This is a genomic window from Streptomyces sp. CA-142005, from assembly GCF_050942335.1.
Lineage (GTDB): Bacteria > Actinomycetota > Actinomycetes > Streptomycetales > Streptomycetaceae > Streptomyces.
Genome location: NZ_CP192078.1, coordinates 1,469,220 through 1,493,430, shown reverse-complemented (window position 1 = coordinate 1,493,430; position 24,211 = coordinate 1,469,220). Strand labels below are relative to the sequence as shown.

At 73.8% G+C, this 24,211-nt stretch carries 21 protein-coding genes; 16 read left to right on the top strand and 5 right to left on the bottom strand.

Translation table 11 applies throughout. The features are described 5' to 3' along the window. The first annotated feature begins 37 nt into the window (after positions 1-37). From ACQPXS_RS07310 to ACQPXS_RS07285, 6 genes are all read left to right on the top strand, one after another. Positions 38-1,033: a glycosyltransferase family 9 protein gene (locus tag ACQPXS_RS07310; RefSeq protein WP_433448094.1), complete on the top strand. Its 996-nt coding sequence runs from the start codon at positions 38-40 to the stop codon at positions 1,031-1,033. Then, positions 1,023-1,946 carry a glycosyltransferase family 2 protein gene (locus tag ACQPXS_RS07305; protein WP_433448092.1) on the top strand — a complete coding sequence of 308 codons (924 nt, stop codon included), beginning with the start codon at positions 1,023-1,025 and terminating at the stop codon, positions 1,944-1,946. Before ACQPXS_RS07310 ends, ACQPXS_RS07305 begins: the two co-directional genes overlap by 11 nt. A 14-nt stretch (positions 1,947-1,960) precedes the next feature. Next, positions 1,961-2,869: a glycosyltransferase family 2 protein gene (locus tag ACQPXS_RS07300; RefSeq protein ID WP_433448090.1), complete on the top strand. Its 909-nt coding sequence runs from the start codon at positions 1,961-1,963 to the stop codon at positions 2,867-2,869. Between the two features lie 115 nt (positions 2,870-2,984). Next, on the top strand, positions 2,985-3,443 hold the full coding sequence (locus ACQPXS_RS07295; RefSeq protein ID WP_351809111.1) for an STAS domain-containing protein: 459 nt from the start codon (positions 2,985-2,987) through the stop codon (positions 3,441-3,443). 121 nt (positions 3,444-3,564) lie between these two features. After that, entirely contained in the window at positions 3,565-5,094 is a 1,530-nt protein-coding gene (locus tag ACQPXS_RS07290) for an ANTAR domain-containing protein (protein WP_433448088.1), read from the top strand. 135 nt (positions 5,095-5,229) lie between these two features. Then, positions 5,230-5,682, top strand: coding sequence for an RpiB/LacA/LacB family sugar-phosphate isomerase (locus tag ACQPXS_RS07285; RefSeq protein ID WP_351809105.1), 453 nt, complete (start codon positions 5,230-5,232; stop codon positions 5,680-5,682). 115 nt (positions 5,683-5,797) lie between these two features. Here ACQPXS_RS07285 and ACQPXS_RS07280 read toward each other — a convergent pair whose 3' ends face one another. Beyond that, entirely contained in the window at positions 5,798-6,163 is a 366-nt protein-coding gene (locus ACQPXS_RS07280) for a DUF6479 family protein (RefSeq protein WP_356316033.1), read from the bottom strand. A 157-nt stretch (positions 6,164-6,320) separates the two neighbouring features. Between ACQPXS_RS07280 and ACQPXS_RS07275 the strand changes: the two genes are divergently transcribed. The 8 genes from ACQPXS_RS07275 to ACQPXS_RS07240 all read left to right on the top strand — a co-directional run bounded on the left by ACQPXS_RS07275 (position 6,321) and on the right by ACQPXS_RS07240 (position 17,238). Continuing rightward, positions 6,321-6,692, top strand: a complete 372-nt coding sequence (locus ACQPXS_RS07275) for a ferredoxin (protein WP_366487203.1) — start codon at positions 6,321-6,323, stop codon at positions 6,690-6,692. Positions 6,693-6,791: 99 nt separating this feature from the next. Beyond that, the gene (locus ACQPXS_RS07270; RefSeq protein ID WP_433448085.1) at positions 6,792-8,006 is read left to right on the top strand and encodes an acyl-CoA dehydrogenase family protein; all 1,215 of its coding nucleotides are present in this window, start codon (positions 6,792-6,794) and stop codon (positions 8,004-8,006) included. Between the two features lie 9 nt (positions 8,007-8,015). Further along, positions 8,016-8,858, top strand: a complete 843-nt coding sequence (locus tag ACQPXS_RS07265; RefSeq protein WP_433448082.1) for an oxygenase MpaB family protein — start codon at positions 8,016-8,018, stop codon at positions 8,856-8,858. Positions 8,859-8,974: 116 nt separating this feature from the next. Continuing rightward, a complete protein-coding gene (locus tag ACQPXS_RS07260; protein ID WP_433448080.1) occupies positions 8,975-11,062 on the top strand; it encodes a tetratricopeptide repeat protein in 2,088 nt (695 codons plus the stop codon). A gap of 203 nt (positions 11,063-11,265) precedes the next feature. Then, entirely contained in the window at positions 11,266-12,831 is a 1,566-nt protein-coding gene (locus ACQPXS_RS07255) for a phytoene desaturase family protein (protein WP_433448077.1), read from the top strand. Positions 12,832-12,913: 82 nt separating this feature from the next. Continuing rightward, entirely contained in the window at positions 12,914-14,023 is a 1,110-nt protein-coding gene (locus tag ACQPXS_RS07250; protein WP_433448075.1) for an NAD(P)H-dependent flavin oxidoreductase, read from the top strand. After that, positions 14,020-15,573 (top strand): acyl-CoA synthetase, encoded by a 1,554-nt coding sequence (locus ACQPXS_RS07245; RefSeq protein ID WP_433448073.1) that lies wholly within the window; start codon positions 14,020-14,022, stop codon positions 15,571-15,573. Before ACQPXS_RS07250 ends, ACQPXS_RS07245 begins: the two co-directional genes overlap by 4 nt. Before the next feature lie 168 nt (positions 15,574-15,741). After that, positions 15,742-17,238 carry an acyl-CoA synthetase gene (locus ACQPXS_RS07240; protein WP_433448071.1) on the top strand — a complete coding sequence of 499 codons (1,497 nt, stop codon included), beginning with the start codon at positions 15,742-15,744 and terminating at the stop codon, positions 17,236-17,238. Here ACQPXS_RS07240 and ACQPXS_RS07235 read toward each other — a convergent pair. The 3 genes from ACQPXS_RS07235 to paaK all read right to left on the bottom strand — a co-directional run bounded on the left by ACQPXS_RS07235 (position 17,235) and on the right by paaK (position 20,306). Beyond that, on the bottom strand, positions 17,235-18,137 hold the full coding sequence (locus tag ACQPXS_RS07235) for a TIGR03620 family F420-dependent LLM class oxidoreductase (RefSeq protein WP_433448068.1): 903 nt from the start codon (positions 18,135-18,137) through the stop codon (positions 17,235-17,237). The two genes, ACQPXS_RS07240 and ACQPXS_RS07235, sit on opposite strands and share 4 nt — an antisense overlap. Before the next feature lie 101 nt (positions 18,138-18,238). Next, positions 18,239-18,571, bottom strand: coding sequence for an ArsR/SmtB family transcription factor (locus ACQPXS_RS07230; protein WP_433448065.1), 333 nt, complete (start codon positions 18,569-18,571; stop codon positions 18,239-18,241). A gap of 436 nt (positions 18,572-19,007) precedes the next feature. Continuing rightward, positions 19,008-20,306: a phenylacetate--CoA ligase PaaK gene (paaK, locus tag ACQPXS_RS07225; protein WP_433448062.1), complete on the bottom strand. Its 1,299-nt coding sequence runs from the start codon at positions 20,304-20,306 to the stop codon at positions 19,008-19,010. Between the two features lie 245 nt (positions 20,307-20,551). On the opposite strand from paaK, the gene ACQPXS_RS07220 reads away from it, so the two are divergent. Together ACQPXS_RS07220 and ACQPXS_RS07215 are read left to right on the top strand one after the other, a co-directional pair. Continuing rightward, a complete protein-coding gene (locus ACQPXS_RS07220; protein WP_433448059.1) occupies positions 20,552-21,445 on the top strand; it encodes an alpha/beta fold hydrolase in 894 nt (297 codons plus the stop codon). A gap of 10 nt (positions 21,446-21,455) precedes the next feature. Beyond that, complete coding sequence (locus ACQPXS_RS07215; protein ID WP_433448057.1) at positions 21,456-22,160, top strand: alpha/beta fold hydrolase; 705 nt, start codon at positions 21,456-21,458, stop codon at positions 22,158-22,160. A 68-nt stretch (positions 22,161-22,228) separates the two neighbouring features. Here the strand turns inward: ACQPXS_RS07215 and ACQPXS_RS07210 are convergent, their stop codons facing one another. Next, the gene (locus tag ACQPXS_RS07210; protein WP_433448055.1) at positions 22,229-24,130 is read right to left on the bottom strand and encodes a sulfatase; all 1,902 of its coding nucleotides are present in this window, start codon (positions 24,128-24,130) and stop codon (positions 22,229-22,231) included. Between the last annotated feature and the right edge of the window lie 81 nt (positions 24,131-24,211).

Below are 24,211 nucleotides of genomic sequence, written 5' to 3'. Positions count from 1 at the left end.
GGCCCCGCTCGCGACACCCCTGGGAGGAACCCGCTCGGTGAACCACACCCCGCCCCACCCCCCGACCGTGCTGGTCCTGCGCGCGCTGGGCCTCGGTGACCTGCTGGCCGGTGTCCCCGCGCTGCGGGGCATCCGCCGGGCGTTCCCCGGCCACCGGATCCTGCTCGCCCAGCCCCCGGGCCTGACCGAACCGGCCCTCGCCACCGGGGCGGTCGACGCCGTGTTCCCGGCCGAGGCGCCCGGACGGGCGGTGCCCTCCCTCACGCACTGGACCGGCCCGCCGCCCGACCTGGCGATCGACCTGCACGGCAACGGCCCCGAGAGCCGCGACGCGCTCGCCGCCGTGCGCCCGCGCCGGCTGCTCGCCCACGCCTGCCCGGACGGCCCGCCGTGGCAGGCCCGGGCACACGAACGGGACCGCTGGTGCGCCTTCCTGGACGCCTACGGCATCCGGGCCGACCCCCTGGACCTGCGTCTGCCCCGGCCCGGCACCAGGTCCCGGGCGCCGGGCGCCGTGGTCGTGCACCCCGGTGCGGCCTCGGGCGCGCGCCGCTGGCCGGGGGAGCGGTTCGCCGCCGTCGTACGGTGCCTGCGCGCGGCCGGGCACCACGTGGTGCTCACCGGCGGCCCCGGCGAGGAGGCCCTGGTGCGTTCGGTCGCCGAGCGCGGCGGACAGCGCGCCGGCGACGTGCTCGCCGGCGGCCTTCCCTACCAGGAGCTGTCCGCGCTGGTGGCCGAGGCGTCCCTGGTACTCAGCGGCGACACCGGCCTGGCCCATCTCGCGGTCGCCCACGGCACCCCCTCCGTCACCCTGTTCGGCCCCGTCTCCCCGCGCCTGTGGGGTCCACCCCCGAACCCCCGCCACCTGGCCCTGTGGAAGCCCGGCCCACCCGGCGATCCGCACGGCCGCACCCCCGACGCCCGGCTGCTGCGCATCCGCTCCGAGGAGGTCGCCGCCGCCTGCCTGACCCTGCTCCGGCCGGTCCGAGGCGGCGCGCGACCGGCGGGACCGGAGGCGGCGCATGTCCACTGAGTCCGCCACCGGCCTCAACCGCGGGGCCGCCGGTGCGGGCGATGCGCGGATCACCGTCGCCGTCATCACCCGCGACCGGCCGGCCAGCCTGCTGCGCACGCTCGACGCGCTGGCCGCACTGCCCGAGCGGCCACCGGTCATCGTCGTCGACAACTCCCGCGACGACAGCACCCGCAGGGCCGTGCGCACTCACCCGGCCCTCACCCGGCTGCTGCGACCCGCCGCCAACACCGGTGCCCTCGGCCGCAATCTGGCCGTGCGGCACGCCCGCACGCCCTACGTCGCCTTCTGCGACGACGACTCCTGGTGGGAGCCGGGCAGCCTCGGCCGCGCCGCCGACCTGCTCGACGGCCACCCCCGGCTCGGTCTGCTCGCCGCCCGCACCCTGGTCGGCGACGAGGCCGCCGACGACCCCCTCAACGCCGTCCTCGCCGAGTCGCCCCTGCCGTCGGAGCCCGACCTGCCCGGCCGCCCGGTGCTCGGCTTCCTCGGCTGCGCCAGTGTGGTCCGCCGGGAGGCCTTCCTCGATGCCGGCGGCTTCCACCCGCTGCTCTTCTTCGGCGGCGAGGAGACCCTGCTCGCCTACGACCTGGCCGCCGCGGGATGGGGCGTCGTCTACGAACCCGCCCTGCGCGCCCGCCACCTCCCGGAGACCGACGGCCGCACCGGCCGCCCCTTCCTCGTCCGGCGCAACCATGTGCTGACCACCTGTCTGCGCCGCCCCTGGCCCGTCGTCCTGCGGGCCGGCACCGACCTCGCCGCGGCGGCCGCGGCGGGCCGTCCCGGTGCGCGCCGGGCCCTGAAGGAGACCCTCCTGCGGCTCCCGGCCACCCTGGCCCGCCGCCACACCCTGCCCCCGCACGTCGAACACGCCGCCCGCCTGCTCGACCGGCAGGCGGCCGGACGCCCGTAGGAAGGCCCCGCGCGATGACCGGGACCAGGCCCGACGACCGTACGACCGTCGTCGTGATCACCCACGACCGCCGCGCCGAACTGCTGCGCACCCTCGCGCTGCTGCGCCGGCTGCCCGAACGCCCCCGCGTGATCGTCACCGACAACGCCTCGGCCGACGGCACCGCCGAGGCCGTCGCCCGCGACTTCCCCGAGGTGACGCTGCTGTGTCCGCACCGCAACCTGAGGGCCGTCGGCCGCAACCTCGCCGTCCGGCACGTGCGCACGCCGTACGTCGCCTTCTGCGACGACGACACCTGGTGGGAGCCCGGCAGCCTGCGGCGCGCCGCCGACCTGCTCGACGCCCGGCCCCGGCTCGCCGCCCTCACCGCGCGGATCGTGGTCGAACCGGACGGCACCGAGGATCCCGTCGTACGGGAGCTGCGCGAGTCCCCGCTGCGCGGACCCGACTGGCTCCCCGGACCGGCCCTCGGCTCCTTCCTCGCCGGCGCCTCCGTGCTGCGCACCGACGCCTTCCGGGCCGGCGGCGGCTTCCACCCCGGCCTGTGGCTCGGGGGTGAGGAGGAACTGCTCGCCTGCGACCTGCAGCGACAGGGCTGGTGGCTCGCCTACGCCGAGGACCTCACCGTCCACCACCAGGCCTCCCGGCTGCGCGACAGCACGGCCCGCCGGGTCCTCGGGATCCGCAACACCCTGTGGTTCACCTGGCTGCGCCGCCCCCTGCTGCCCGCCCTGCGCCGCAGCGGGCATCTGATGCGCACCGTGCCCCGGGACATCGCCTCCGCGCGCGCCTTCGCCCACGCCACCGCCGGGCTGCCGTGGGTGCTGCGCCAGCGCGACCCGGTGCCGCCCGAGCTGGAGCGGCGGCTGGCGGCGCTGGAGCGGGCCCGCCGAACCTCACCCGCCCGGCGGTATGTCGGCTGACCGGCCCCGGTGCGACACGCCCTTGGAGAATCGTTGCGTCACGCGTGGGGCGGGGGCAGAGTGAACTTCCCGGTCAAGACGCGGCTGGCTGATCCTTCTGCGCCCAGGAAGCCCGATGCCCATGGAAAAAGGTCAGCAGTCCCGCGCCCGGGTCCGCCCCGGCGGCCCGGCCCCGCTGCTCCTGCAGACCCTGCACGAGCACCGGCCCGAGGCCGGCACCGTCAGCGTCCTGAAGGCCCGGGGCACCGTCGACGCCACCAACGCGATGGAGTTCTCCGAGACGCTCGCCGAGCACATCGCCCGGGCCGAGCGGGCCGACGAGCACGCCGTGCTGGACATGACCGAGGTGTACCTCGCCTGCGCGGCCGCGGTGCGGGCCGTGGACCGGGCCACCGGGGTCCTGGCCTTCTCCGGCCGTACCCTGCCCGTCGTACAGCCCCGGCCCCATGTGCGGGAGGCGCTGCGCGCCGCGGGACTGCCCGGTGTCCGGGTGCACGCCACCATGGCGTCCGCCCTGAACTCCCTGGAGGCCCGCAGGCGGGCCGGCCCACGGCCCGGCGGCACCGGTTGGTGAGCACACCGGCCCGCCCCGGCCGGCGCGGTGGAGGGCGCGGCCGAGGGCCGCGCCCCTACCGTGCACACAGGTCAGGAAGAGGCCGCCGGAGTTCGTCATGCCGTCTTGTCCGGGTGATGCCATGAATCCCTCCTCCGACCCGTCCGCCGCCCCGGCGCCGCTCGTCATCGAGTCCTCCGTGGTCGACGGGCTGCCCGCCGAGGCCGCGCTGCTGCTGCGCATGTCCGGAAGCCTCGACGCCGCGGGCGCCCAGGCCTGGTCGGCGGAGCTGCGCGGCCACCTCGAACAGGCGGACCGCGCCGGGCTGCGGCCCGTCCTGGACATGGCCCATGTGCAGCTCGGCGGCGCCGCGGTGCTGCAGACGCTCAGCGAGGCGACCCGGGCACGCACCGGACGCCCGGACCTGATCATCGTCCGGGCCCGGCCCGGGGTGCGCGAGGCGGTGCACCTCGCCCGGCTGCACGGCGTCCAGCTCTACGCCACCCTCGACGAGGCGATGCGGGAGCTGGCCCGGGCCGCCTCCCGGGTCGACGAGCTGCCGGCCTGGCGGTCGCAGATGGCGGACCCGCTGCGGCCGAGCTACGAGGACCTGGGCAAGGAGGTCCGCGCGCTGCGCGCCCGGGTACGTACGGCGCCGGTCATCGGCATGGCGCAGGGCGTGCTCATGGTCCGCTACGGGCTGCCGGACTCCGGCACCGCCTTCCGGGCGCTGCGCGAGGCCTCCCAGCGGTTCAACGTGCCGTTGCGCGTCCTCGTCTCCGCCGTGGTCGTGGCCCGGCCGCCCGACGGCGAGGTGTGGTTCCCGGGCCGCCGCTCCCTGCCCGTGCCACCGCTGCGGATCCTGGCCCGCGACGGCCGCGACCCCCGCTACCGGCGGCAGATGATCGACGCCGTGCTGCACGAGGCGCTGGCCATCGGGCGGGCGCCGGCCGGATACGTACGGTTCGTGGACCCGGCGGTGAACGCCCTGATGCTGGAGACCCACTACGGCTGCGCGGACACGTTTCTCGACCTGCTCGTGCGCGGCCGGGACGAGGGCACGGCCGACGCGCTCGCCCGGCTGCGCGGACGCCGGGTGAGCGTGCCCGACGTGTCCGCCGACGCACTGCTCTCCGAGGAGGCCCGGCGTGTCCTGCTGAGCACGGGCACCGGCGCGCTGCAGAGCGTTCCCGTGCTGTCCTCGGCCGGCTCCTGCACCGGCGTGATCACCCTGCAGTGGCCGGACGCCGGGCGCCGGCCGACCGCCGCCCAGGCCGAGGCCCTCGGTCTGCTGGCCTCCGACACGGCGGCCTGGCTGAGCTGGTACCACCGCACGGTGCTCCTGGACGCCCTCGAACACCTCCACCGGACGGTGACCGGCTCAGCCGTGCCCGTCGAGGACGGGGCGGGTGACCCGCGCCGGCCTGGGAACCCGGAGCCCGTAGGCACCAGGCACCACCCGGAGGGAGTCCGGCGCATGTCGAATCCGCAGCAGCCCGAACAGCGGCGCAGTGACAAGGGGGGCGCCACCCCGCAGGACAGTGGCCAGATGAAGGCCCGGCAGCAAGCCGAGCGCGCCGCGGGCGGCCGCCCGCACGGCTCGGACAAGGGCGAGAAGGGCGGCGGCGAAGGCGGAGGCGTGCCTCCGGCGCAGCGGCCGGAGCACCCCTGACCGCACGGATCACAGCTCGGGGCGCAGGGCCGCATCCCGGGTGCGGGTGAGCTGCGGCTGACGGCGCAGTTCCCCGCGCCCCTTCCGTTGGGACGCGTGGGCGCTCACCACGCCGCAGGCACTAACCTCACCGGTATGCGGATCTCCGTCTCCTCCGACATGGACGAACCCGTGGCCCGTTCACTCGTCGAAGACCTCCGGCGGCGCGGCCACGACGTGCGGACCCACGGCGCGCTGCGGCCCGGGGCCGACGCACAGTGGGCGGCCTGCTCGGAGGCGGCCGCCCGGGACGTGGCCGAGGGCGTCGCCGATCAGGCCGTGGTGTGCTGCTGGACCGGCACGGGCGCCTCCATCGCGGCCAACAAGGTGCCCGGCGTGCGCGCGGCCCTGTGCACGGACGCCGTCACGGCGGACGGCGCCCGCCGCTGGAACGACGCCAACGTGCTCGCGCTGAGCCTGCGCCTGACCTCCGGACCGCTGCTGAAGGAGATCCTCGACGCCTGGTTCGCCGGCGAGCCCAGCCAGGACCCCGAGGACCGGCAGAACGTGGCCCGCGTCGGCCGCCTGGACGCCACCCGGAATTCCTAGGAATCCCTAGGGGCGTACGGCGGACCGGCGCGGGCCGACCGGAGCGTCGCGGTGTTCGGTTTCGGTGGTCGACGGGTGTCGAGCGGGTGGGGAAGTCGGTCGTTTCCGGAGGGGATCAATGGGCGCCGAGTCCGCCGCCGCCGAAGGAGCCGCTGGAACCCCGGCTCCAGCGCGGACGCTCCTTCGTCGCACTCGGCCGGGAGTCCTGGTTCCTCAGGTCGTACGGGGTGAGCGGCCGGCCGCCCTTGGGGGTCTCGGGGACCTCCTCGTAGTCCCTGTTCTGCCGCACCTCGCGCACCGGGCCGTCCGGCGGCAGCTTGGGCTGTTCCTCGGGCCGCGGCCGAGGGGACTCGCGGTACTTGACGCGGGAGGTCATCCAGAAGCCGCCGGCGAGCAGCGCCAGGACGCCCACGGCCACGACGAACAGGACGAGGCTCATGAGGCCGCTCGCTGCGGCCAGCTGCATCGATGCGGTATCCATAGAACAGGAATACCCCGGTCAGAACCGGACGAACCGGACGCCGTCCGTGACCGGTGACGCACGCACGGCAACCTGGCCCCTGCCGGACACGCATACCGGGGCGCCATCCGGTGCCGCACGGTGGTTTGTGGGCCTGCGCCCCGGCTACCCGTACGGTGTGACAACGCCTACTTCGCAGCAGCTCTACCGGTTCCTGGAGGACCGATTCGCCTGTGCCCAGGCGTGCACGGAGTGCGCCCGGGCCTGCGCGGTGCGCGCGAGCCTGGTCGATCCCGACGGCACCGAGCGCCATGAGCGGGTGCGCAGGCTGGGCATCATGTGCGCCGAGGTGTGCGACGCGACGTGCCACGTGCTGTGTGAGGAGAGCCGGCAGGACGAGGGTGAGATCCGGGTCCGGCTGGAGTGGTGCCGCTCGGTCTGCCTGGAGTGCGCCCGCGCCTTCGACGAGCAGCCCGGCGCCGAGTCGGCGGCGGCCACGTGCCGGTCCTGCGCAGACGCCTGCTCGGAGTTCCTGCACAGCCTCGTGTGATCGTCGGCGGAATTCCCCCGGGGCGCGTCATTCCCTATTTCTGAAACACGTTCTACGGTGTGCGCCGTCAGGACCGCCCTTGGGGAGCCTGGAGGCGCCGTGCACCTCGACCACACGCCCGAGCAGCAGCGACTGCGCGCCGAACTGCGCGCCTACTTCGCACAGCTGGTCCCGGACAACGCCTACGCCCGGTACGCCGACCCGGTCGCGCAGAAGCGGTTCTACCGCGACACCATCCGCCGGCTCGGCGCCGACGGCTGGCTCGGCGTCGGCTGGCCCGAGGAGTACGGCGGGCGCGGCATGACGGCGATGGAGCAGTTCATCTTCTTCGACGAGGCCGCGCAGGCCGGCGTACCGCTGCCGCTGATGGCGCTGAACACGGTCGGCCCGACGCTCATGCGGTACGGCACCGAGGAGCAGAAGGCCTACTTCCTGCCGCGCATCCTCTCCGGTGAGATCGACTTCGCGATCGGCTACAGCGAGCCCGACGCCGGCACCGATCTCGCCGCCCTGAAGACCCGGGCCGTACGGGAGGATGGGGGCACCTCCCGCTCGAGCGAAGCCGAGAGTGGGGGAGAGTACGTGGTCAACGGCCAGAAGATCTGGACGACGAACGGGGACACCGCCGACTGGGTCTGGCTGGCCACCCGCACCGACCCCGCCGCCCCGCCGCACAAGGGCATCACCATGCTGCTGGTGCCGACCTCGGACCCGGGCTACTCCTGCACCGTCATCAACACGCTCGCCTCGCACGACACCACCGCGAGCTACTACGAGAGCATCCGCGTCCCGGTCTCCCGCCGCGTCGGCGAGGAGAACCAGGGCTGGCGGCTGATCACCAACCAGCTCAACCACGAACGCGTCACCCTCGCCGCGCACGGCACCATGGCCATCCGCGCCCTGCACGACGTGCAGCGCTGGGCCATGGAGACCAAGCTCGCCGACGGCCGCCGGGTTGCCGACCTGCCCTGGGTGCGCCGGCTGCTCGCCCGCACCCACACCCGGCTCGACGCGCTGAAGCTGCTCAACTGGCAGATGGTCGGCGCCGTCGAGAACGGCACGCTCACCCCGCAGGACGCCTCGGCCGTCAAGGTCTACGGCTCCGAGGCCCGCCGGGACGCCTACGCCTGGCTCATGGAGATCGTCGCGGCCGCGGGCCCGCTGAAGGAGGGCTCGGCGGGAGCCGTCCTGCACGGCGAACTGGAGCGCGGCTACCGCTCGGCGGTCATCTTCACCTTCGGCGGCGGCAACAACGAGATCCAGCGCGAGATCATCTCCTGGATCGGCCTGGGGATGCCGAGGGTGCGGCGCTAGCCTGCGGGCATGGGCGACCCCGGGCTGTTCACGCCGAACTCCGTGACCTGGCAGATGCACGGCGACCCCATGATGTGGGTCGCCGGCGTCCGCGCGCTGTACCTCCAGGCCCTGCATCCCCGCGCGGTCCGCGGCGTCATGCAGAACTCCGACTTCCGTCGCGACGCCTGGGGCCGGCTGATGCGCACCGCGAACTTCGTCGGGACGACGACGTATGGCACGACCGAGGCCGCCGAGCGGGCCGGCGCCCGGGTGCGGAAGATCCACAGCATGCTGACGGCGACCGACCCGGACACCGGCGAGCGGTACGGCGTCGACGAACCCGCGCTGCTGCTCTGGGTGCACTGCGCGGAGATCGACTCCTATCTGCACGTCCTGCGCCGCTCCGGCTTCCCGCTCACCGATCCCCAGGCCGACCGGTACATAGCCGAACACCGGGCGAGCGCCCGCCTGGTGGGCCTCGACCCGGAGACCGTGCCGGCGAGCCGGGACCAACTCGCCGCGTACTTCGAGAAGGTGCGGCCGGAGCTGGCAGCGGGACCCGAGGCACGCGAGGTGGACGACTTCCTGCTCCGGCCGCCGACGCATCCCGTTCTGGTCCCGGCGCGCGAGGTGCTGTGGCGGCGCGTGGCGCACCTGGCGTACGCCGCTCTGCCGCCGTACGCCCACGAGTTGTACGGCAGGCCGGCTCCCGCACCCGCCGTCGTCACCCGCCGGCTGCGGGCGACGGGCGCGCTGCTGCGGTGCGTTCCCGCACGTGTGCGCTGGCAGCTGCCGCCCAAACACATCCTGCGGGCCATGGCGCGGCTCGGACCGGGGGCACGTCCGGCACCGTACAAAGTCGGGCGATAGGCCGCCATACTGGACGAGCAGGGGGGTGTGGCGCGGATCGGGCCGGCGCGGTGGGGCGCGGTCCGGAGCCGGCCTCCCGGCGGCGGGGCGGACGGCGACGGGGGCGGCGGATCGCTATGGGGGAGAACAGGCTGGTTCAGGGCCGGTACCGGCTGCTCGACGTGATCGGGCGCGGCGGCATGGGCGAGGTGTGGCGGGCCCGGGACGAGTCCCTGGGCCGGCAGGTCGCGGTGAAGTGCCTCAAGCCGCTCGGCCCGTACCACGATCCGTCCCTCGCCCGTGTCCTGCGCGAGCGCTTCCGCCGCGAGGCCCGGGTGGCCGCCGGCCTCTCGCACCGCGGGGTGACCGTCGTCCACGACTTCGGCGAGTCCGACGGGGTCCCCTATCTGGTGATGGAGTTCCTGGAGGGCCGCGACCTCAGCCGGCTGCTGCGGGACAACAAGGGTCATCCGCTGCCGGTCGAGGACGTGGAGGACATCGCCGCGCAGGTCGCCGCCGCTCTCGCCTACACCCATCGACAGGGCGTCGTCCACCGTGACCTGAAGCCCGCCAACGTTGTCCGGCTGACCGACGGGACCGTGAAGATCTGCGACTTCGGCATCGCCCGCCTCGGCGACGACATCGGCTTCACCGCCCGGCTGACCGGCACCGGCGTCGCGCTGGGCACCCCGCACTACATGTCCCCCGAACAGATCGGCGGCGACGCGGTGGACCAGCGCAGCGACCTGTACTCACTGGGCTGCGTGCTGTACGAGATCGCCACCGGGGCACCGCCGTTCGACCTGGAGGACGCCTGGGCGATCCTCATCGGCCACCGCGACACCCCGCCGCGGCCCCCACGCGAACACCGCCCGGAACTGCCCGGTCACCTGGAGCAGATCATCCTCGACCTGCTGGCCAAACGGCCCGAGGAACGTCCGTACGACGCCGGGGAGTTGGTCCGCCGACTCCGGGGCGGGCGCACAACGGGCGCTTTTCCCGGGGCCGTCGAATCCACGCTCCCGGACGCCGGGGGCCGGCGCCGGTCTCCGGCCTGGACCCACGGCATGACCACCGGCCCCAAGGCGCTCGGCACCGGCCTCGGCCCGCTGCCGCCGGTCTCGGGGGCGATGCTGTCGTGCCGGTGGGCCGAGGCGGGCGAGGCGCACCGGGCCGTGGCCGCCGAACGAGCCGCCCTCCTCGGCCCCGACCACCCCGAGACCCTGACCGGCCGCTACGAGGCGGCCTTCGCCCTCGTCCGCGCCGGCCGGGTCGCCGAGGCGCTGGCCGCCTACACGGACGTCGCCGAGGCCAGAGCCCGCGTGCTCGGCGCCGACCATCCCGACACCCTCGCCGCCCGCCAGGAGACGGCCTACGCGCTGAGCCGGCTGGGCCGCCACTTCGAGGCCCACCAGGTGTACGCGGAGGTGCTGGCCGCCCGGGTGCGCACCATGGGCCCCAACCACCCCGACACCCTGCGCTGCCGCCACAACCTCGCCTGCACCCTCGGCCGGCTCGGCCGTCTGGACGACGCCTGCCGTACGGCGCTGGAGGTGGCCGCCGCCCGGGCCCGGGTGCTCGGTGCCGACCACCCGGACACCCTGGTCTCGCGCTGCGAAGTCGCCTACGTCCAGGGCCAGTCGGGCCGATGGCAGGAGGCGCTGCGCCTCTACCGCGAGGTCGCCGAGGCCAGAGCGCGCGTGCTCGGCGCCGACCATCCCGACACGCTCGCCGCCCGCTACGAGACCGCCCTCAGCCTCGGCCGCCTGGGCCGCAGCGCGGACGCCCTGCGCCTGTACCGCGAGCTGATCGAGGACCGCACCCGCGTCCAGGGCCCCACCCACCCCGAGACCCTGCGCGCCCGGCACGGCCTCGGGGTCAACCTCGGCCGGCTCGGCCGCTGGGAGGACGCCCTGACCGAGGCCCGGGACGTCTGTCTGCTGCGCGAGCAGGTCCTCGGGCCCGCCCACCCCGACACCCTCGTCAGCCGCCGCGAGATCGCGGTCGCCCTCGGCTGGCTGGGCCGCTGGGCGCAGGCCCTCACCGAGTACCGGCAGGTCGCCGCCACCCGTGAGCAGACCCTCGGCCCCGACCACCCCGACACCCTCACCGCGCGCGGCGACGAGGCCCACTGCCTGGAGCGCCTCGGCCGAGGCACCGAGGCCGGCGAGCTGTACCGCAGAGTCGCGGCGATCCACCGCCGGCATGCGTCGGGCGGGGGCTGAGGTCCCGATGCCGCCCGCACCCGGCCCGATGCCCCCCGCCCGCTACCGCCCGCCCCCGGCCCGTCGCCCCGGCAGCGCCGAAGCCACCCGGCCCCCCCAAGACGCCCCCCTCCAGCCGACGCCCCCCGGCCGCCGGACGGCACCCGCCGCCCGGCCGGGGCGTACCTCTGGCCGTAATGGATCACCACGTGTTACGAAGAACCATGCCTGCCAACGAGCACACCCGCACATACGACGCCGTCATCGTCGGCGGAGGACACAACGGTCTGGTCGCCGCCGCCTATCTGGCCCGGGCCGGCCGTTCGGTGCTGGTGCTGGAGCGGCTGGACCACACCGGCGGTGCCGCGATCTCCACCCGCCCCTTCGCCGGCGTCGACGCCCGGCTGTCGCGCTACTCCTACCTGGTCAGCCTGCTGCCACAGAAGATCGTGCGCGATCTCGGGCTCGACTTCCGGGTCCGCGCCCGCACCATCTCCTCGTACACTCCGGCGGAGCGGGAGGGCCGGCCCACCGGACTCCTCGTCGGCGGCGGGGAGGAGCGCACCAGGGAGGCCTTCGCCCGGCTGACCGGCGGCGAGCGCGAGTACCAGGCCTGGCAGCGCTTCTACGGCATGACCACGCGCGTCGCCGAACGCGTCTTCCCGACCCTCACCGAGCCCCTGCCCAGCCGCGACGAACTGCGCCGCCGCATCGACGACGAGACCGCCTGGCGGACCCTGTTCGAGGAGCCGATCGGTGTCGCCGTCGAGGAGAACTTCACGGACGACCTGGTCCGGGGCGTGGTGCTCACCGACGCCCTGATCGGCACCTTCGCCGACGCCCACGACCCCTCCCTCGCCCAGAACCGCTGCTTCCTCTACCACGTCATCGGCGGCGGCACCGGCGCCTGGGACGTGCCCGTCGGCGGCATGGGCGCCCTCACCGACGCCCTGGCCGCCGCGGCCCGTTCGGCGGGCGCGGTCCTCGCGACCGGGCACGAGGCGGTCCGGATCGCCACCGACGGACACACCGCCGAGGTCACCTACCGCACGGCCGACGGCGAGGGCGTCGCCGCCGCCCGGCACGTCCTGGTGAACGCCTCCCCGCAGGAACTGGCCGGCCTGACGGGGGACCCGGCACCCGAGCCCGCCGAGGGAGCCCAGCTCAAGGTCAACATGCTGCTCACCCGGCTGCCCAGGCTGCGCGACCCGGCCGTCGACCCGCGGGAGGCCTTCGCCGGCACCTTCCACATCGCCGAGGGCTACCGGCAGCTCGCCACCGCCCACGCCCAGGCCGCCGCCGGTGAACTACCCGCCGTGCCGCCCTCGGAGATCTACTGCCACTCCCTGACCGACCCCACCATCCTCGGCCCCGACCTCGCCGAGCGCGGCTACCAGACCCTCACCCTGTTCGGTCTGCACACGCCGGCCCGCCTCTTCGACCGGGACAACGACGCCGTGCGCGAGGAGCTGCTGAAGTCCACCCTCGCCCAGCTCGACGCCCACCTCGCCGAACCCCTCACCGACTGTCTGGCCACCGACGCCGACGGCCGCCCCTGCATCGAGGCCAAGACCCCGCTCGACCTGGAGAGGGACCTCAGGCTGCCCGGCGGCAACATCTTCCACCGCGCCCTGTCCTGGCCGTACGCCCAGGAGGGCACGGGCCGTTGGGGCGTGGAGACCCCGCACGCGAACGTCCTGCTGTGCGGCGCGGGCGCGGTGCGCGGGGGAGGGGTGAGCGGGGTGCCGGGACACAACGCGGCGATGGCGGTGCTGGAGGCCACCGCGTAACCGACGCCGAAGCCCTCAAAGAATCTGACGGAACGTCAGAAAAGCTCTTCCGTCGTCCGGCCGGCTGCGGCATCCTGCGCCCATGCAGACGGAGCTGAGCAGGAAACTGGGAGTCGAGCACGCCGTCTTCGGCTTCACGCCGTTCCCCGCCGTCGCCGCGGCCATCAGCCGGGCCGGCGGCTTCGGCGTGCTCGGCGCGGTCCGCTACACCGCCCCCGACGACCTCAAACGCGACCTCGACTGGCTCGACACGCACGCCGGCGGCCGGCCCTACGGGCTCGACGTCGTCATGCCCGCGAAGAAGGTCGAGGGGGTGACCGAGGCGGACGTCGAGGCGATGATCCCGCAGGAGCACCGGCAGTTCGTCCGGGACACCCTCGCCCGGTACGGCGTCCCCGAGCTGGCCGAGGGAGAGGCGTCCGGGTGGCGTATCACCGGCTGGATGGAGCAGGTCGCCCGCACCCAGCTCGACGTCGCCTTCGGCTATCCGATCAAGCTGCTGGCCAACGCCCTCGGCTCCCCGCCCGCCGACGTCGTCGCCCGCGCCCACGACCGCGGCGTTCAGGTCGCCGCGCTCGCGGGCAGCGCCCGGCACGCCCGCAAGCACCGGGAGGCGGGCATCGACATCGTCGTCGCCCAGGGCTACGAGGCCGGCGGCCACACCGGCGAGATCGCCACCATGGTGCTCACCCCCGAGATCGTGGACGCCGTCGACCCGCTGCCCGTCCTGGCCGCGGGCGGCATCGGCAGCGGACAGCAGGTGGCGGCCGCCCTTACCCTCGGCGCTCAGGGTGTGTGGCTGGGCTCCATATGGCTGACCACCACAGAAGCGGATCTGCACTCGACCGCCCTGACCCGCAAGCTGCTCGCCGCCGGGTCCGGCGACACCGTCCGCTCCCGTGCCCTCACGGGCAAGCCCGCACGCCAGCTCCGCACCGAGTGGACCGACGCCTGGGACGACCCGGCCGGACCCGGCACCCTGCCCATGCCGCTGCAGGGGCTGCTCGTGGCCGACGCGGTCTCCCGGATCCAGAAGTACGAGGTCGAGCCGCTGCTCGGCACGCCGGTCGGCCAGATCGTCGGCCGGATGAGCAGCGAACGCAGCGTCCAGGCCGTCTTCGACGACCTCACCCGCGGCTTCGAGAAGGCCGTGGACCGCATCAACCGCATCGCCGGAAGGAGCGGCACGTGACCAGCACGCCTCCCGCCGGATTCTGGGCGCAGGCCGCGCAGAACCCCGACCGCCCGGTCCTCGTCGCCCCCGAGGGCGAGGAGTGGACCGCCGGACGGCTGCTCGGCGCCGCCAACCGGCTCGTCCACGGGCTGCGCGCGGCCGGCCTGGAGCGCGGCGACGCCTTCGCCGTCGTCCTGCCGGGCGGCGTCGAGTTCGTCACCGCCTACCTGGCCGCCACCCAGGCCGGCCTCTATCTGGTCCCGGTCAACCACCACCTCGTCGGCCCCGAGATCGCCTGGATCGTCGCCGACTCCGGCGCCAAGGTGCTCATCGCCCACGAGCGATTCGCCGCCGCCGCGCGCTCCGCCGCCGACGAGGCGGGTCTGCCCCCCACCCACCGGTACGCGGTCGGCGAGGCCGACGGCTTCCGACCCTACGCCCAACTGCTCGACGGGCAACCGGGGTTCGCGCCCGAGGGCCGGGAACTCGGCTGGGTCATGAACTACACCTCCGGTACGACGGGACGCCCGCGCGGCATCCGCCGCCCACTGCCCGGCAAGGCCCCCGAGGAGGCCTATCTGGGCGGATTCCTCGGGATCTTCGGCATCAAGCCGTTCGACGACAACGTCCACCTCGTCTGCTCACCGCTGTACCACACGGCCGTCCTGCAGTTCGCGGGCGCGTCCCTGCACATAGGCCACCGCCTGGTCCTGATGGACAAGTGGACCCCCGAGGAGATGCTCCGCCTCATCCAGACCCACCGGTGCACGCACACCCATATGGTCCCGACCCAGTTCCATCGGCTGCTGGCCCTCCCGGACGAGGTGAAGGCCCGCTACGACGTCACATCCATGCGGCACGCCATCCACGGCGCCGCCCCCTGCCCGGACCACGTCAAACGGGCCATGATCGACTGGTGGGGGCACTGTGTGGAGGAGTACTACGCGGCCAGCGAGGGCGGCGGCGCCTTCGCCACCGCCGAGGACTGGCTGAAGAAGCCCGGTACGGTCGGCAAGGCCTGGCCCATCAGCGAACTGGCGGTCTACGACGACGACGGCAACCGGCTCCCGCCCGGCCGGCTCGGCACGGTCTACATGAAGATGACCACCGGCGGCTTCTCGTACCACAAGGACGAGGCCAAGACCCGCAAGAACCGCATCGGCGACTTCTTCACCGTCGGCGACCTCGGCTACCTCGACGAGGACGGCTATCTCTTCCTCCGCGACCGCAAGATCGACATGATCATCTCCGGCGGGGTCAACATCTACCCGGCCGAGATCGAGTCCGTGCTGCTGTCCCACCCGGCCGTCGCCGACGCGGCCGCCTTCGGCATCCCGCACGACGACTGGGGCGAGGAGGTCAAGGCAGTGGTCGAACCCGCCCCCGGCCACGAGCCGGGCCCGGCCCTCACCGCCGCCCTCCTCGACCACTGCGCCGAGCGGCTCGCCGGCTACAAGCGGCCCAAGAGCGTCGACTTCATCGCCGAGATGCCCCGCGACCCCAACGGCAAGCTCTACAAGCGGCGGTTGCGGGACCCGTACTGGGAGGGGCGCACGCGGCCGGTGTGACCTGGGCGCGAAACGGGGCCGCTGAGGTGCGTCTCCTCGGCGGCCACCGCCACGGGACCGGCGGTCTCCGCGTACAGATCGAGTGCCGCCGGTCCGCCGGCGCCTCCATACGGTCCGCGCCGGCGGGGACCTTGACCTGCCTCCGCGGCGGACCCAGGATCATGAGCCATGACCCAGGGACACGGCAGCACGGTCGACGGGGTGCTGCGCCGCAGCGCCCGGCGCACCCCGGCCCGCCGCGCGGTGGAGTACGGCGAGCGCAGCTGGACGTACGAGGAACTCGACGACGCCGTCTCCCGCGCGGCCTCGGTGCTCCTCGCGGAGGGCCTCACACCCGGCGACCGGGTCGGCGCCTACGGCCACAACTCCGACGCCTACCTGATCGGCTTCCTGGCCTGCGCCCGCGCGGGCCTGGTCCATGTGCCGGTCAACCAGAACCTGACCGGCGACGACCTGGCCTACCTCGTCGGCCAGTCCGGCAGCACCGTGGTCCTCGCCGACCCGGACCTGGCCGGCCGGCTCCCGGACGGCGTACGGGTGGTGCCGCTCAGGGACGCCGACGGCTCGCTGCTCGCCCGGCTGGCGGACGCACCGCCGTACGACGGGCCCGAACCACGCACCGAGGACCTGGTGCAGCTGCTGTACACCTCCGGTACGACCGCCCTGCCCAAGGGCGCGATGATGACCCACCGGGCGCTCGTCCACGAGTACCTGAGCGCGATCACCGCTCTGGACCTGAGCGCCGGTGACCGTCCGGTGCACGCGCTGCCGCTGTACCACTCGGCGCAGATGCACGTGTTCCTGCTGCCGTACCTCGCCGTCGGCGCGACCAACATCATCCTGGACGCGCCCGACGGGGACCGGCTGCTCGACCTGGTCGAGGCGGGCCGCGTGGACAGCCTGTTCGCGCCGCCCACGGTGTGGATCGCGCTGGCGGGCCGGCCCGACTTCGCCACCCGCCGGCTCGACGGCCTGCGCAAGGCCTACTACGGCGCGTCGATCATGCCCGTCCCGGTGCTGCGGCGGCTGCGCGAGCGCCTGCCGAGGCTCGCCTTCTACAACTGCTTCGGGCAGAGCGAGATCGGCCCGCTGACCACGGTCCTCGGCCCCGACGAGCACGAGGGCCGGCTGGACTCCTGCGGACGGACCGTGCTGTTCGTGGACGCACGGGTCGTGGACGAGCAGGGCCAGGACGTGCCCGCCGGCACGCCCGGCGAGATCGTCTACCGCTCACCGCAGTTGTGCGAGGGCTACTGGGACAAGCCCGAGGAGACCGCCGAGGCCTTCCGGGACGGCTGGTTCCACTCCGGGGACCTCGCGGTGCGCGACGCCGACGGCTACTTCACGATCGTGGACCGCGTGAAGGACGTCATCAACTCCGGGGGTGTACTGGTGGCTTCACGCCAGGTCGAGGACGCCCTGTACACCCACGAGGCGGTGGCCGAGGCCGCTGTGATCGGCCTGCCCGACGAACGGTGGATCGAGGCCGTCACGGCGGTCGTCGTCCTGCGCGGCGAGGTGACGGAGGATCAGCTCATCGCCCACGTGAAGGAGAAGCTCGCGCCCTTCAAGGCGCCCAAACGGGTGCTGTTCGTGGACGAGTTGCCGCGCAACGCCAGCGGGAAGATCCTCAAGCGCGAACTGCGGGACCGCTTCAGCGGCTAGCCGAGGCCGTCGGCGGTCTTCGACGGCAGCAGGGCGTCGGCCAGCGACCTCCACTGGGGCAGCGCCGATTCGCCCGGCTCCACGCCGATCACCTGTACGGCGACGTGATCGGCGCCCGCCTCCACATGCCCGTGCAGCTTCCGTACGACCGTGTCCGGGTCGCCCCAGAACACGAGGTCGTCCACGAACCGGTCGCTGCCGCTGCCTGAGAGGTCGTCCTCGGTGTAGCCGAGCCGGCGGAACTTGGCGATGTTGTAGGGGGTTTCGAGGTAGCCCTGCAGGTGCCGGCGTGCGAGGGCGCGGGCCCGGTCCGGGTCGGTCTCGAACAGCACGGCGTGCTCGACGGCCAGGAAGGCGTCCGGCCCGAGGACCTCCCGCGCCTGCGCGGTGTGGGCCGTGTTCACGTGGTAGGTCTGGGCCCCCTCGGCGCGGTCGCGGGCCAGCTCCAGCATCTTGGGGCCGTAGGCGGCCAGCAGGCGCCGGACGGGCTGTGCCGGGCGGGGGTTGGGCGTCTGCACGGCGTCCATCTCGTCGAGGTATCCGGCCATCGCGGCGAGGGGCTTGACCCCCGGGCGAGGCTGCCCGCCGAAGCCCAGGCCGAGCACATGCCGCCCCGGATAGGCGTCCGCGAGCAGCACGGCGGCACCCTGTGCCCAGGTCGCCTGCCGGGACCAGATCTGGGCGATGCCGTTCACGACCCCGAGCCGCCGCGTCGAAGCGAGCAGAAACCCGGCGTGCGTGAACGCGTCCCGCCCGAGCAATTCCGGGATCCAGACGGCCCGCCAGCCCAGATCCTCCAGCTCCTGGACCGAGTCCCGGATCCGCGCGGCCGGCTGGTGCTCGAAGTCGAAGGTGTAGATCCCGAACGTGCCGAGGTCCAGGCCGTTCTTCACCGCCATCGTGTCTCTCCCTACGCGTCGGCTCGGTGCGATGTTTCGAAATATCGCAGATTCTCGATATGAAATGCAAGGCGCGGCCGGCGCGGGTGATGCCGGGTGGGCTAGAGCGACCGCCCCAGCTCCGCGACCAGGTCGGCTATGCGCTGTTCGTCCCGCTTGTAGTGGGTCCACTTGCCCACGCGGGTGGCCCGGACCAGGCCCGCGCGCTGGAGTTCCGCCATATAGGCCGACACCGTCGACTGGGCCAGGCCCGCCTTGGCCTGGATGTGGCTCACGCACACACCCACCTCGGTCGGATCGGCGATGGCCGTCTCCATCGGGAAGTGCCGCTCGGGCTCGCGCAGCCAGCGCAGCATCTGCAGCCGCATCGGATTGGACAGCGCCCGCAGCGCGTTGACCAGGTCGGGGTCCGGGGTGGGGGCGGTGTCCGTCATGGGTTCGGAGTATACGGCCGCACCGATGTTTCGGGGTACGTCGATACGACCCACGCCGGGAGGTGGCCGGGAAGAGCGCCCCGCAATCCGCTCGGGCGCAAGCCCTCGGCGTGCCGGACCGGCCGCCCACGGAGGGCGAGGGTCGGCACCGGCACGGCGTGTGCCACGGCCTGGCTGACCCGGGCCCGCGGCGGTGCATCGGGGGTACGGCCGGCGCGTGCGGCACTGATCGTTCGGTGGATCGCCTCGCGCGGCTCCTGTGCCGTACGCGCCAGGCCGGCTGTCGCGTCGCGGAGCTGTGCGGGGCAGGTGTCGCACTGCCTCGGCGTCAGGCAGCTCCTCCACCGCCTCGGCCGTGCCCGGGCGGCGCAGGGTCCGGAGGAGGTACTCCACGGCCTGCCCTCGCCGCCGCACCCGTATCCGGTGGCCCGCGCTCTCAGGTCCGAGGCCGCAGGTCCACGATCCGGCGGATCTTGCCGACCGAGCGCTCCAGGGACTCCGGCTCCACGATCTCCACGTCGACGGACACCCCGATCCCGTCCTTGACGGCCGCGCAGATGGACCGGGCCGCCGCGTCGCGCGCCTCCGGGCCCGCGTCCGGGCGGGCCTCGGCCCGGACGGTCAGCCGGTCCAGCCGGCCGTCCCGGGTCAGCCGGAGCTGGAAGTGGGGCGCCACGCCGGGCGTGCGGAGCACGATCTCCTCTATCTGGGTCGGGAAGAGGTTGACCCCGCGCAGGATCACCATGTCGTCACTTCGCCCGGTGATCTTCTCCATCCGCCGGAACACCCGGGCCGTGCCGGGCAGCAGCCGGGTGAGGTCCCGGGTGCGGTACCGGATGATCGGCATGGCCTCCTTGGTGAGCGAGGTGAACACCAGCTCGCCCTGGTCGCCCTCCGGCAGCACCTCACCCGTGATCGGGTCGACCACCTCCGGATAGAAGTGGTCCTCCCAGATCGTCAGCCCGTCCTTGGTCTCCACGCACTCCTGCGCCACACCCGGGCCGATCACCTCGGACAGCCCGTAGATGTCCACGGCGTCGATCGCGAACCGCTCCTCGATCTCGCGCCGCATCTGCTCGGTCCAGGGCTCGGCCCCGAAGACGCCCACGCGCAGCGAGGTGCCGCGCGGATCCACGCCCTGCCGCTCGAACTCGTCCAGCAGCGTGAGCATGTAGGACGGGGTGACCATGATGACGGCCGGCTGAAGATCCTGGATCAGCTGCACCTGCCGGGCCGTCATACCGCCGGAGGCCGGGACGACCGTACAGCCCAGGCGCTCGGCACCGTAGTGGGCGCCCAGACCGCCGGTGAACAGCCCGTAGCCGTAGGCCACATGCACGATGTCACCGGGCCGCCCGCCGGCCGCCCGGATCGACCGTGCCACCATGTCGGCCCACATGGAAAGGTCGTTGTCGGTGTAGCCGACCACCGTGGGCCGTCCGGTGGTGCCGCTGGAGGCGTGCAGCCGGCGAATGCGCTCGCGCGGCACGGCGAACATCCCGTACGGGTAGTTCTCCCTGAGGTCGGCCTTGGTCGTGAAGGGGAAGCGAGCCAGATCGGCGAGGGAGTGGCAGTCCTCGGGGCGGACGCCGGCCTTGTCGAAGGACTCCCGGTAGAACGGCACGTTGTCGTAGGCATGCCGCAACGAGGTGCGCAGTCGCTCCAGCTGGAGCTCCCGCAGTTCCCCGGGCCCGAGCCGTTCGCCCGCGTCCAACAGGTCCGTCGCATCCGCCATCGAGTCGTCTCCCTCGCCGCACTCACATACCGGACGACCGATCATTCGGTCGATCCGTTCGGGGTCAGTAATTCAGGCCATGCGGCCCCAGGCAAGAGGGCTGCGAAGATTTTCTGCGCCGCTCGCACCGGAGAATGGGCACGTGGAGCCGCGAAGGCAACCGCGCGAGGAAGCGGCGCTGGTGAACCGCGCCCCGGACGGTACAACGTTGCGCCGCTCCAGGGCCGAGCGACATGATCAAGACCATGCCGACCCTCACCACACCCGACGGCACCCGGCTCGCCTACCACCTGCGGGGCGCCGGCGAGCCCCTCGCCGTCCTGCCCGGCGGCCCCATGCGCGCCTCCGCCTACCTCGGAGACCTCGGGGGGCTCACCGCGCACCGCCGCCTGGCCCTGCTGGACCTGCGAGGCACCGGGGACTCCGCGCCGCCGGAGGACCCGGCGTCGTACCGGTGCGACCGCATGGTCGAGGACGTCGAGGTGTGGCGTGCGCACATGGGCCTGGAACACATGGATCTGCTCGCCCACTCGGCGGGCGCGGCCCTCGCCATGCTCTACGCGGCCCGCCACCCGCAGCGGATACGGCGGCTGCTGCTCATCACGCCCAACCCGTCCGCCCTGGGCCTGCGGGCGACCCCCGAGGACCGGCTGTCCGCGGCCCGGCTGCGCGCGCAGGAGCCGTGGTTCGCGGAGGCGTTCCCGGCATTCCGGGCCTGGCTGGCGGGGGAGGCGGTCTTCGACGACGTGTTCCTGCCGTTCTTCTACGGCCGCTGGGACGACGCGGCCCGGGCGCACACGGACGCCGAAGTACAGCAGACCAACGAGCAGGCGGCGGACCGCTATTTCGCCGACGGTGCCTTCACCCCGGACGCGACCCGCACCGCCCTCGCCGAACTGACCGCCCCGGTCCTCCTCCACGCCGGGGAACTCGACGGCGGCCCCCGCCCGGATCTGGTCCGCCGCGCCGCCGAGGCTTTCCCGAACGCCGAGGTCGCCGTCCAGCCGGGCGCCGGTCACTACCCCTGGCTGGACGACCCGGAGTGGTTCCTGAAACGCACCCTCGCCTTCCTCGACCGGCCGGCGGGCGCCGCTCTGCCCTCGGCAGAGCAGGCGGCCGGGACCGAGCCGCCCCGCTAGCGTGCCCGGCATGGAGACCGCTGCGCCGTACACCGTAGAGGCGAACGGCATCACCCTGGCCTGCCGGTCCTGGGGGCCGGCGGACGCCCCGCCCGTCGTGCTGCTGCACTGCCGGGGCGCGGACGGCGCGGACTGGACGCACATCGCCCAACGGCTCGCGGCACCCCCGCGGCCGCGCCGGGTGTACGCCCCCGACCTGCGCGGCCACGGACACAGCGACTGGCCGGGGGACTACCGGGCCGAGGCGATGAGCGACGACGTCCTCGCCCTGCTGACCGCCCTCGGCCTCGGCGGAGCCGATGTCGTGGGTCATTCGCTGGGCGGCCTCGTCGCCTGTCTGCTGGCCCAGCGTCATCCCGGTGCCGTACGAAGGCTGGTACTGGAGGACGTCTGCGCACCCGTGCCGCTCGACCCGCCCCGGCCGCCCGCCGAACGGCCCGCGGGAGAGCTGCCGTTCGACTGGGCGATGGTGCGGGCCACCGACGAGCAGCGCAACGCACCCGATCCCGTGTGGTGGGACCACATGGACCGGATCACCGCGCCGACGCTGGTCATCGGGGGCGGCCCCACCAGCCTCATCCCGCAGGACCAGGTCGCGCAGCTCGCCGGCCTGATCCCGGACGCCTCGCTGGTGACGGTGGACGCGGGACACCTGGTGCACGAGACCCGCCCCGAGGAGTTCCTCGCCGTGGTACGGGAGTTCCTCGACCGATGACCGCCCACAGGGAAGCGGTCGACGACCACCCGCACGGACGCGGCCGATGACCGTCCTCACCCGTGGCTTCAGCCCGGTTGTGGTCCGAACGCCTTCAGGAACCGGTCGCGGAAGCCGTCCATCGGCCAGATGGGCGCGTTGGCGGCGGGCTTCAGGCCCTCGGTCCAGCCCCAGCCGGAGATCCGGTCCAGCACCTTGGGGTCCCGGGCGACGACGGTGACCGGCACGTCCTTGCGGGGGCTGTTCCCGGTCACGGTCGGCACGGGCTGGTGGTCGCCCAGGAAGACCAGGACCGTGTTGTCGTTGCCGTAGCGCCGCAGGAAACCGACGAGGCTGTTCAGCGAGTACTCGATGGAGGTGCGGTATTCGGTGCGCACGCTCTCCGCGTTCTTCCAGACCTCCTCCTGCGACTTGCCCTCACGCCTGATCTGCCGGAAGACCGACCCGTCGCCCAGCTTCGCCCAGTCGACCATCCGGGGCACGGGCGCCCAGGGGTAGTGGCTCGAGGTGAGGATGATCTCCGCCATCAGCGGGCCCCGGCCCCGCTTGCCGAACTCCCGCCGCTGGAACGTCTGCAGGGTGAACTGGTCCGGCACCTGCGACCAGCCGAAGGCCGGGCCATGATAGTCGAGGTGATGGCCGTCGTAGACGTGGTCCAGGCCGAAGAAGCGGCCCTCCGGCCAGGCCACCAGCACCCCCGGCACGACACCGACCGTGCGCCAGGCGCCGGTCCTGCGGAACGCGCCGGTGAGGGTCGTCCGGTCGCTGGAGGTGAGACTGCGGAACCGCTGCTGGTTGCTGATCCACAGGCCGGACAGGAAGGTGGAGTGGGCCAGCCAGCTGCCGCCACCGGTCACCGGTGAGCGCAGCCAGCCGCTGCGGGCGCGGAACCCGGCGGCCTTCAGGGCGTCGTCGCTCTCCTTGAGGACCGTGCCGATCCGCGGGCCCATCGCCGGGTCCTCGATCGCCGAACGGCCGTAGCTCTCGACGAACGTGAACAGCACGTCCTTGCCGCGCAGGCCGGTCAGCAGCTGGTCCGAGGGGGTGTGGGCGAAGGCGTCGTGGGAGGCCTGGCGCTGGAAGAGCCGGGCATCGGCGAGGGAGACGCGGACCTGCTTGGCGCGCTGGCCGAGGAGGCCGGCGTCGAGCGTGGAGGCGACGGGCCCGGCGCCCGTCTGCAGTCCGAGTACGACACAGGTGATCCAGGCGGTGCTCAGCACCAGGACGACGTGGACGGACCGGGCGCGGTGCCGGGCCATCAGGGTGGCCAGGCGGACCGTCGCCCCCGCGGTCAGGGCGAGGACGGTGACCGCGAGGAGCACGGCACCGGCGATGGCGAGCAGCTCACCGGCCCGGCCGGAGGTCTCCCGCAGATAGTCCGCCGCGTTGCCCAGCAGACCCCAGTCCAGCACCGGGTCGAAGGGGCGGTACAGCACCGAGTAGAAGCCGATGTCCAGGCACTTGAGGAGCGTGACCAGCCCGATCAGCAGGCCGAAGGCCGCCGCCCCGGCCCGCCTCGCCCGGGGCGGCAGCACGAGCAGCACGGCGGCGAGCAGGATGCCCTCGGCCGGCAGACGCGCGAATGCGGCCGGGGTGAGCCGGTCGGGCAGGTTCGGCAGCAGCAGCGCCACGAGCAGGACGGCGACGGCGAGGACGCCCGAGCCCATGGCCACGGACCGAGCGATGCGGGTCCGCCTGCCGGGGGGACCGGCGAGTGCGGCCAGGCCCCGCACGATGTGTCCCCGCCCCACGAGCCGGCCGGCCGTCGTGGCCGTGTCCTGCGGGCGAGGCTGGGGCCCGTCGGTCCAGCCGGCGCCGGTTCCCGAGCCCCGCCTGCCGTGGGCGCGCCCGCCGAGCCGGCCGGCCCTGGCCGCCAGCGCCAGGCCCCGCGCGACACGCGCGCGCATTCCGGTCCGGCCGGGTGCTCCGGCCGGCTCCGCCTCCCCGGCCGTCGGGAAATCCCCGGCCATCGCCGGATCCCCGGCCGTCGGAGGGTCCCCGGCTCGCTCCGGGCCACTGTCCCTATCGTCTGTGCTCCCCGGCAGGTGACC

Excerpts from the sequence above, each read along its gene's own strand:
- ACQPXS_RS07305 (WP_433448092.1), top strand. The coding sequence starts at position 1,023 with ATGTCCACTGAGTCCGCCACCGGCCTCAACCGCGGGGCCGCCGGTGCG.
- ACQPXS_RS07300 (WP_433448090.1), top strand. The coding sequence starts at position 1,961 with ATGACCGGGACCAGGCCCGACGACCGTACGACCGTCGTCGTGATCACC.
- ACQPXS_RS07295 (WP_351809111.1), top strand. The coding sequence starts at position 2,985 with ATGCCCATGGAAAAAGGTCAGCAGTCCCGCGCCCGGGTCCGCCCCGGC.
- ACQPXS_RS07290 (WP_433448088.1), top strand. The coding sequence starts at position 3,565 with ATGAATCCCTCCTCCGACCCGTCCGCCGCCCCGGCGCCGCTCGTCATC.
- ACQPXS_RS07285 (WP_351809105.1), top strand. The coding sequence starts at position 5,230 with ATGCGGATCTCCGTCTCCTCCGACATGGACGAACCCGTGGCCCGTTCA.
- ACQPXS_RS07280 (WP_356316033.1), bottom strand. The coding sequence starts at position 6,163 with ATGGATACCGCATCGATGCAGCTGGCCGCAGCGAGCGGCCTCATGAGC.
- ACQPXS_RS07265 (WP_433448082.1), top strand. The coding sequence starts at position 8,016 with ATGGGCGACCCCGGGCTGTTCACGCCGAACTCCGTGACCTGGCAGATG.
- ACQPXS_RS07260 (WP_433448080.1), top strand. The coding sequence starts at position 8,975 with ATGGGGGAGAACAGGCTGGTTCAGGGCCGGTACCGGCTGCTCGACGTG.
- ACQPXS_RS07255 (WP_433448077.1), top strand. The coding sequence starts at position 11,266 with ATGCCTGCCAACGAGCACACCCGCACATACGACGCCGTCATCGTCGGC.
- ACQPXS_RS07250 (WP_433448075.1), top strand. The coding sequence starts at position 12,914 with ATGCAGACGGAGCTGAGCAGGAAACTGGGAGTCGAGCACGCCGTCTTC.
- ACQPXS_RS07240 (WP_433448071.1), top strand. The coding sequence starts at position 15,742 with ATGACCCAGGGACACGGCAGCACGGTCGACGGGGTGCTGCGCCGCAGC.
- ACQPXS_RS07235 (WP_433448068.1), bottom strand. The coding sequence starts at position 18,137 with ATGGCGGTGAAGAACGGCCTGGACCTCGGCACGTTCGGGATCTACACC.
- ACQPXS_RS07230 (WP_433448065.1), bottom strand. The coding sequence starts at position 18,571 with ATGACGGACACCGCCCCCACCCCGGACCCCGACCTGGTCAACGCGCTG.
- paaK (WP_433448062.1), bottom strand. The coding sequence starts at position 20,306 with ATGGCGGATGCGACGGACCTGTTGGACGCGGGCGAACGGCTCGGGCCC.
- ACQPXS_RS07220 (WP_433448059.1), top strand. The coding sequence starts at position 20,552 with ATGCCGACCCTCACCACACCCGACGGCACCCGGCTCGCCTACCACCTG.
- ACQPXS_RS07215 (WP_433448057.1), top strand. The coding sequence starts at position 21,456 with ATGGAGACCGCTGCGCCGTACACCGTAGAGGCGAACGGCATCACCCTG.
- ACQPXS_RS07210 (WP_433448055.1), bottom strand. The coding sequence starts at position 24,130 with ATGGCCGGGGATTTCCCGACGGCCGGGGAGGCGGAGCCGGCCGGAGCA.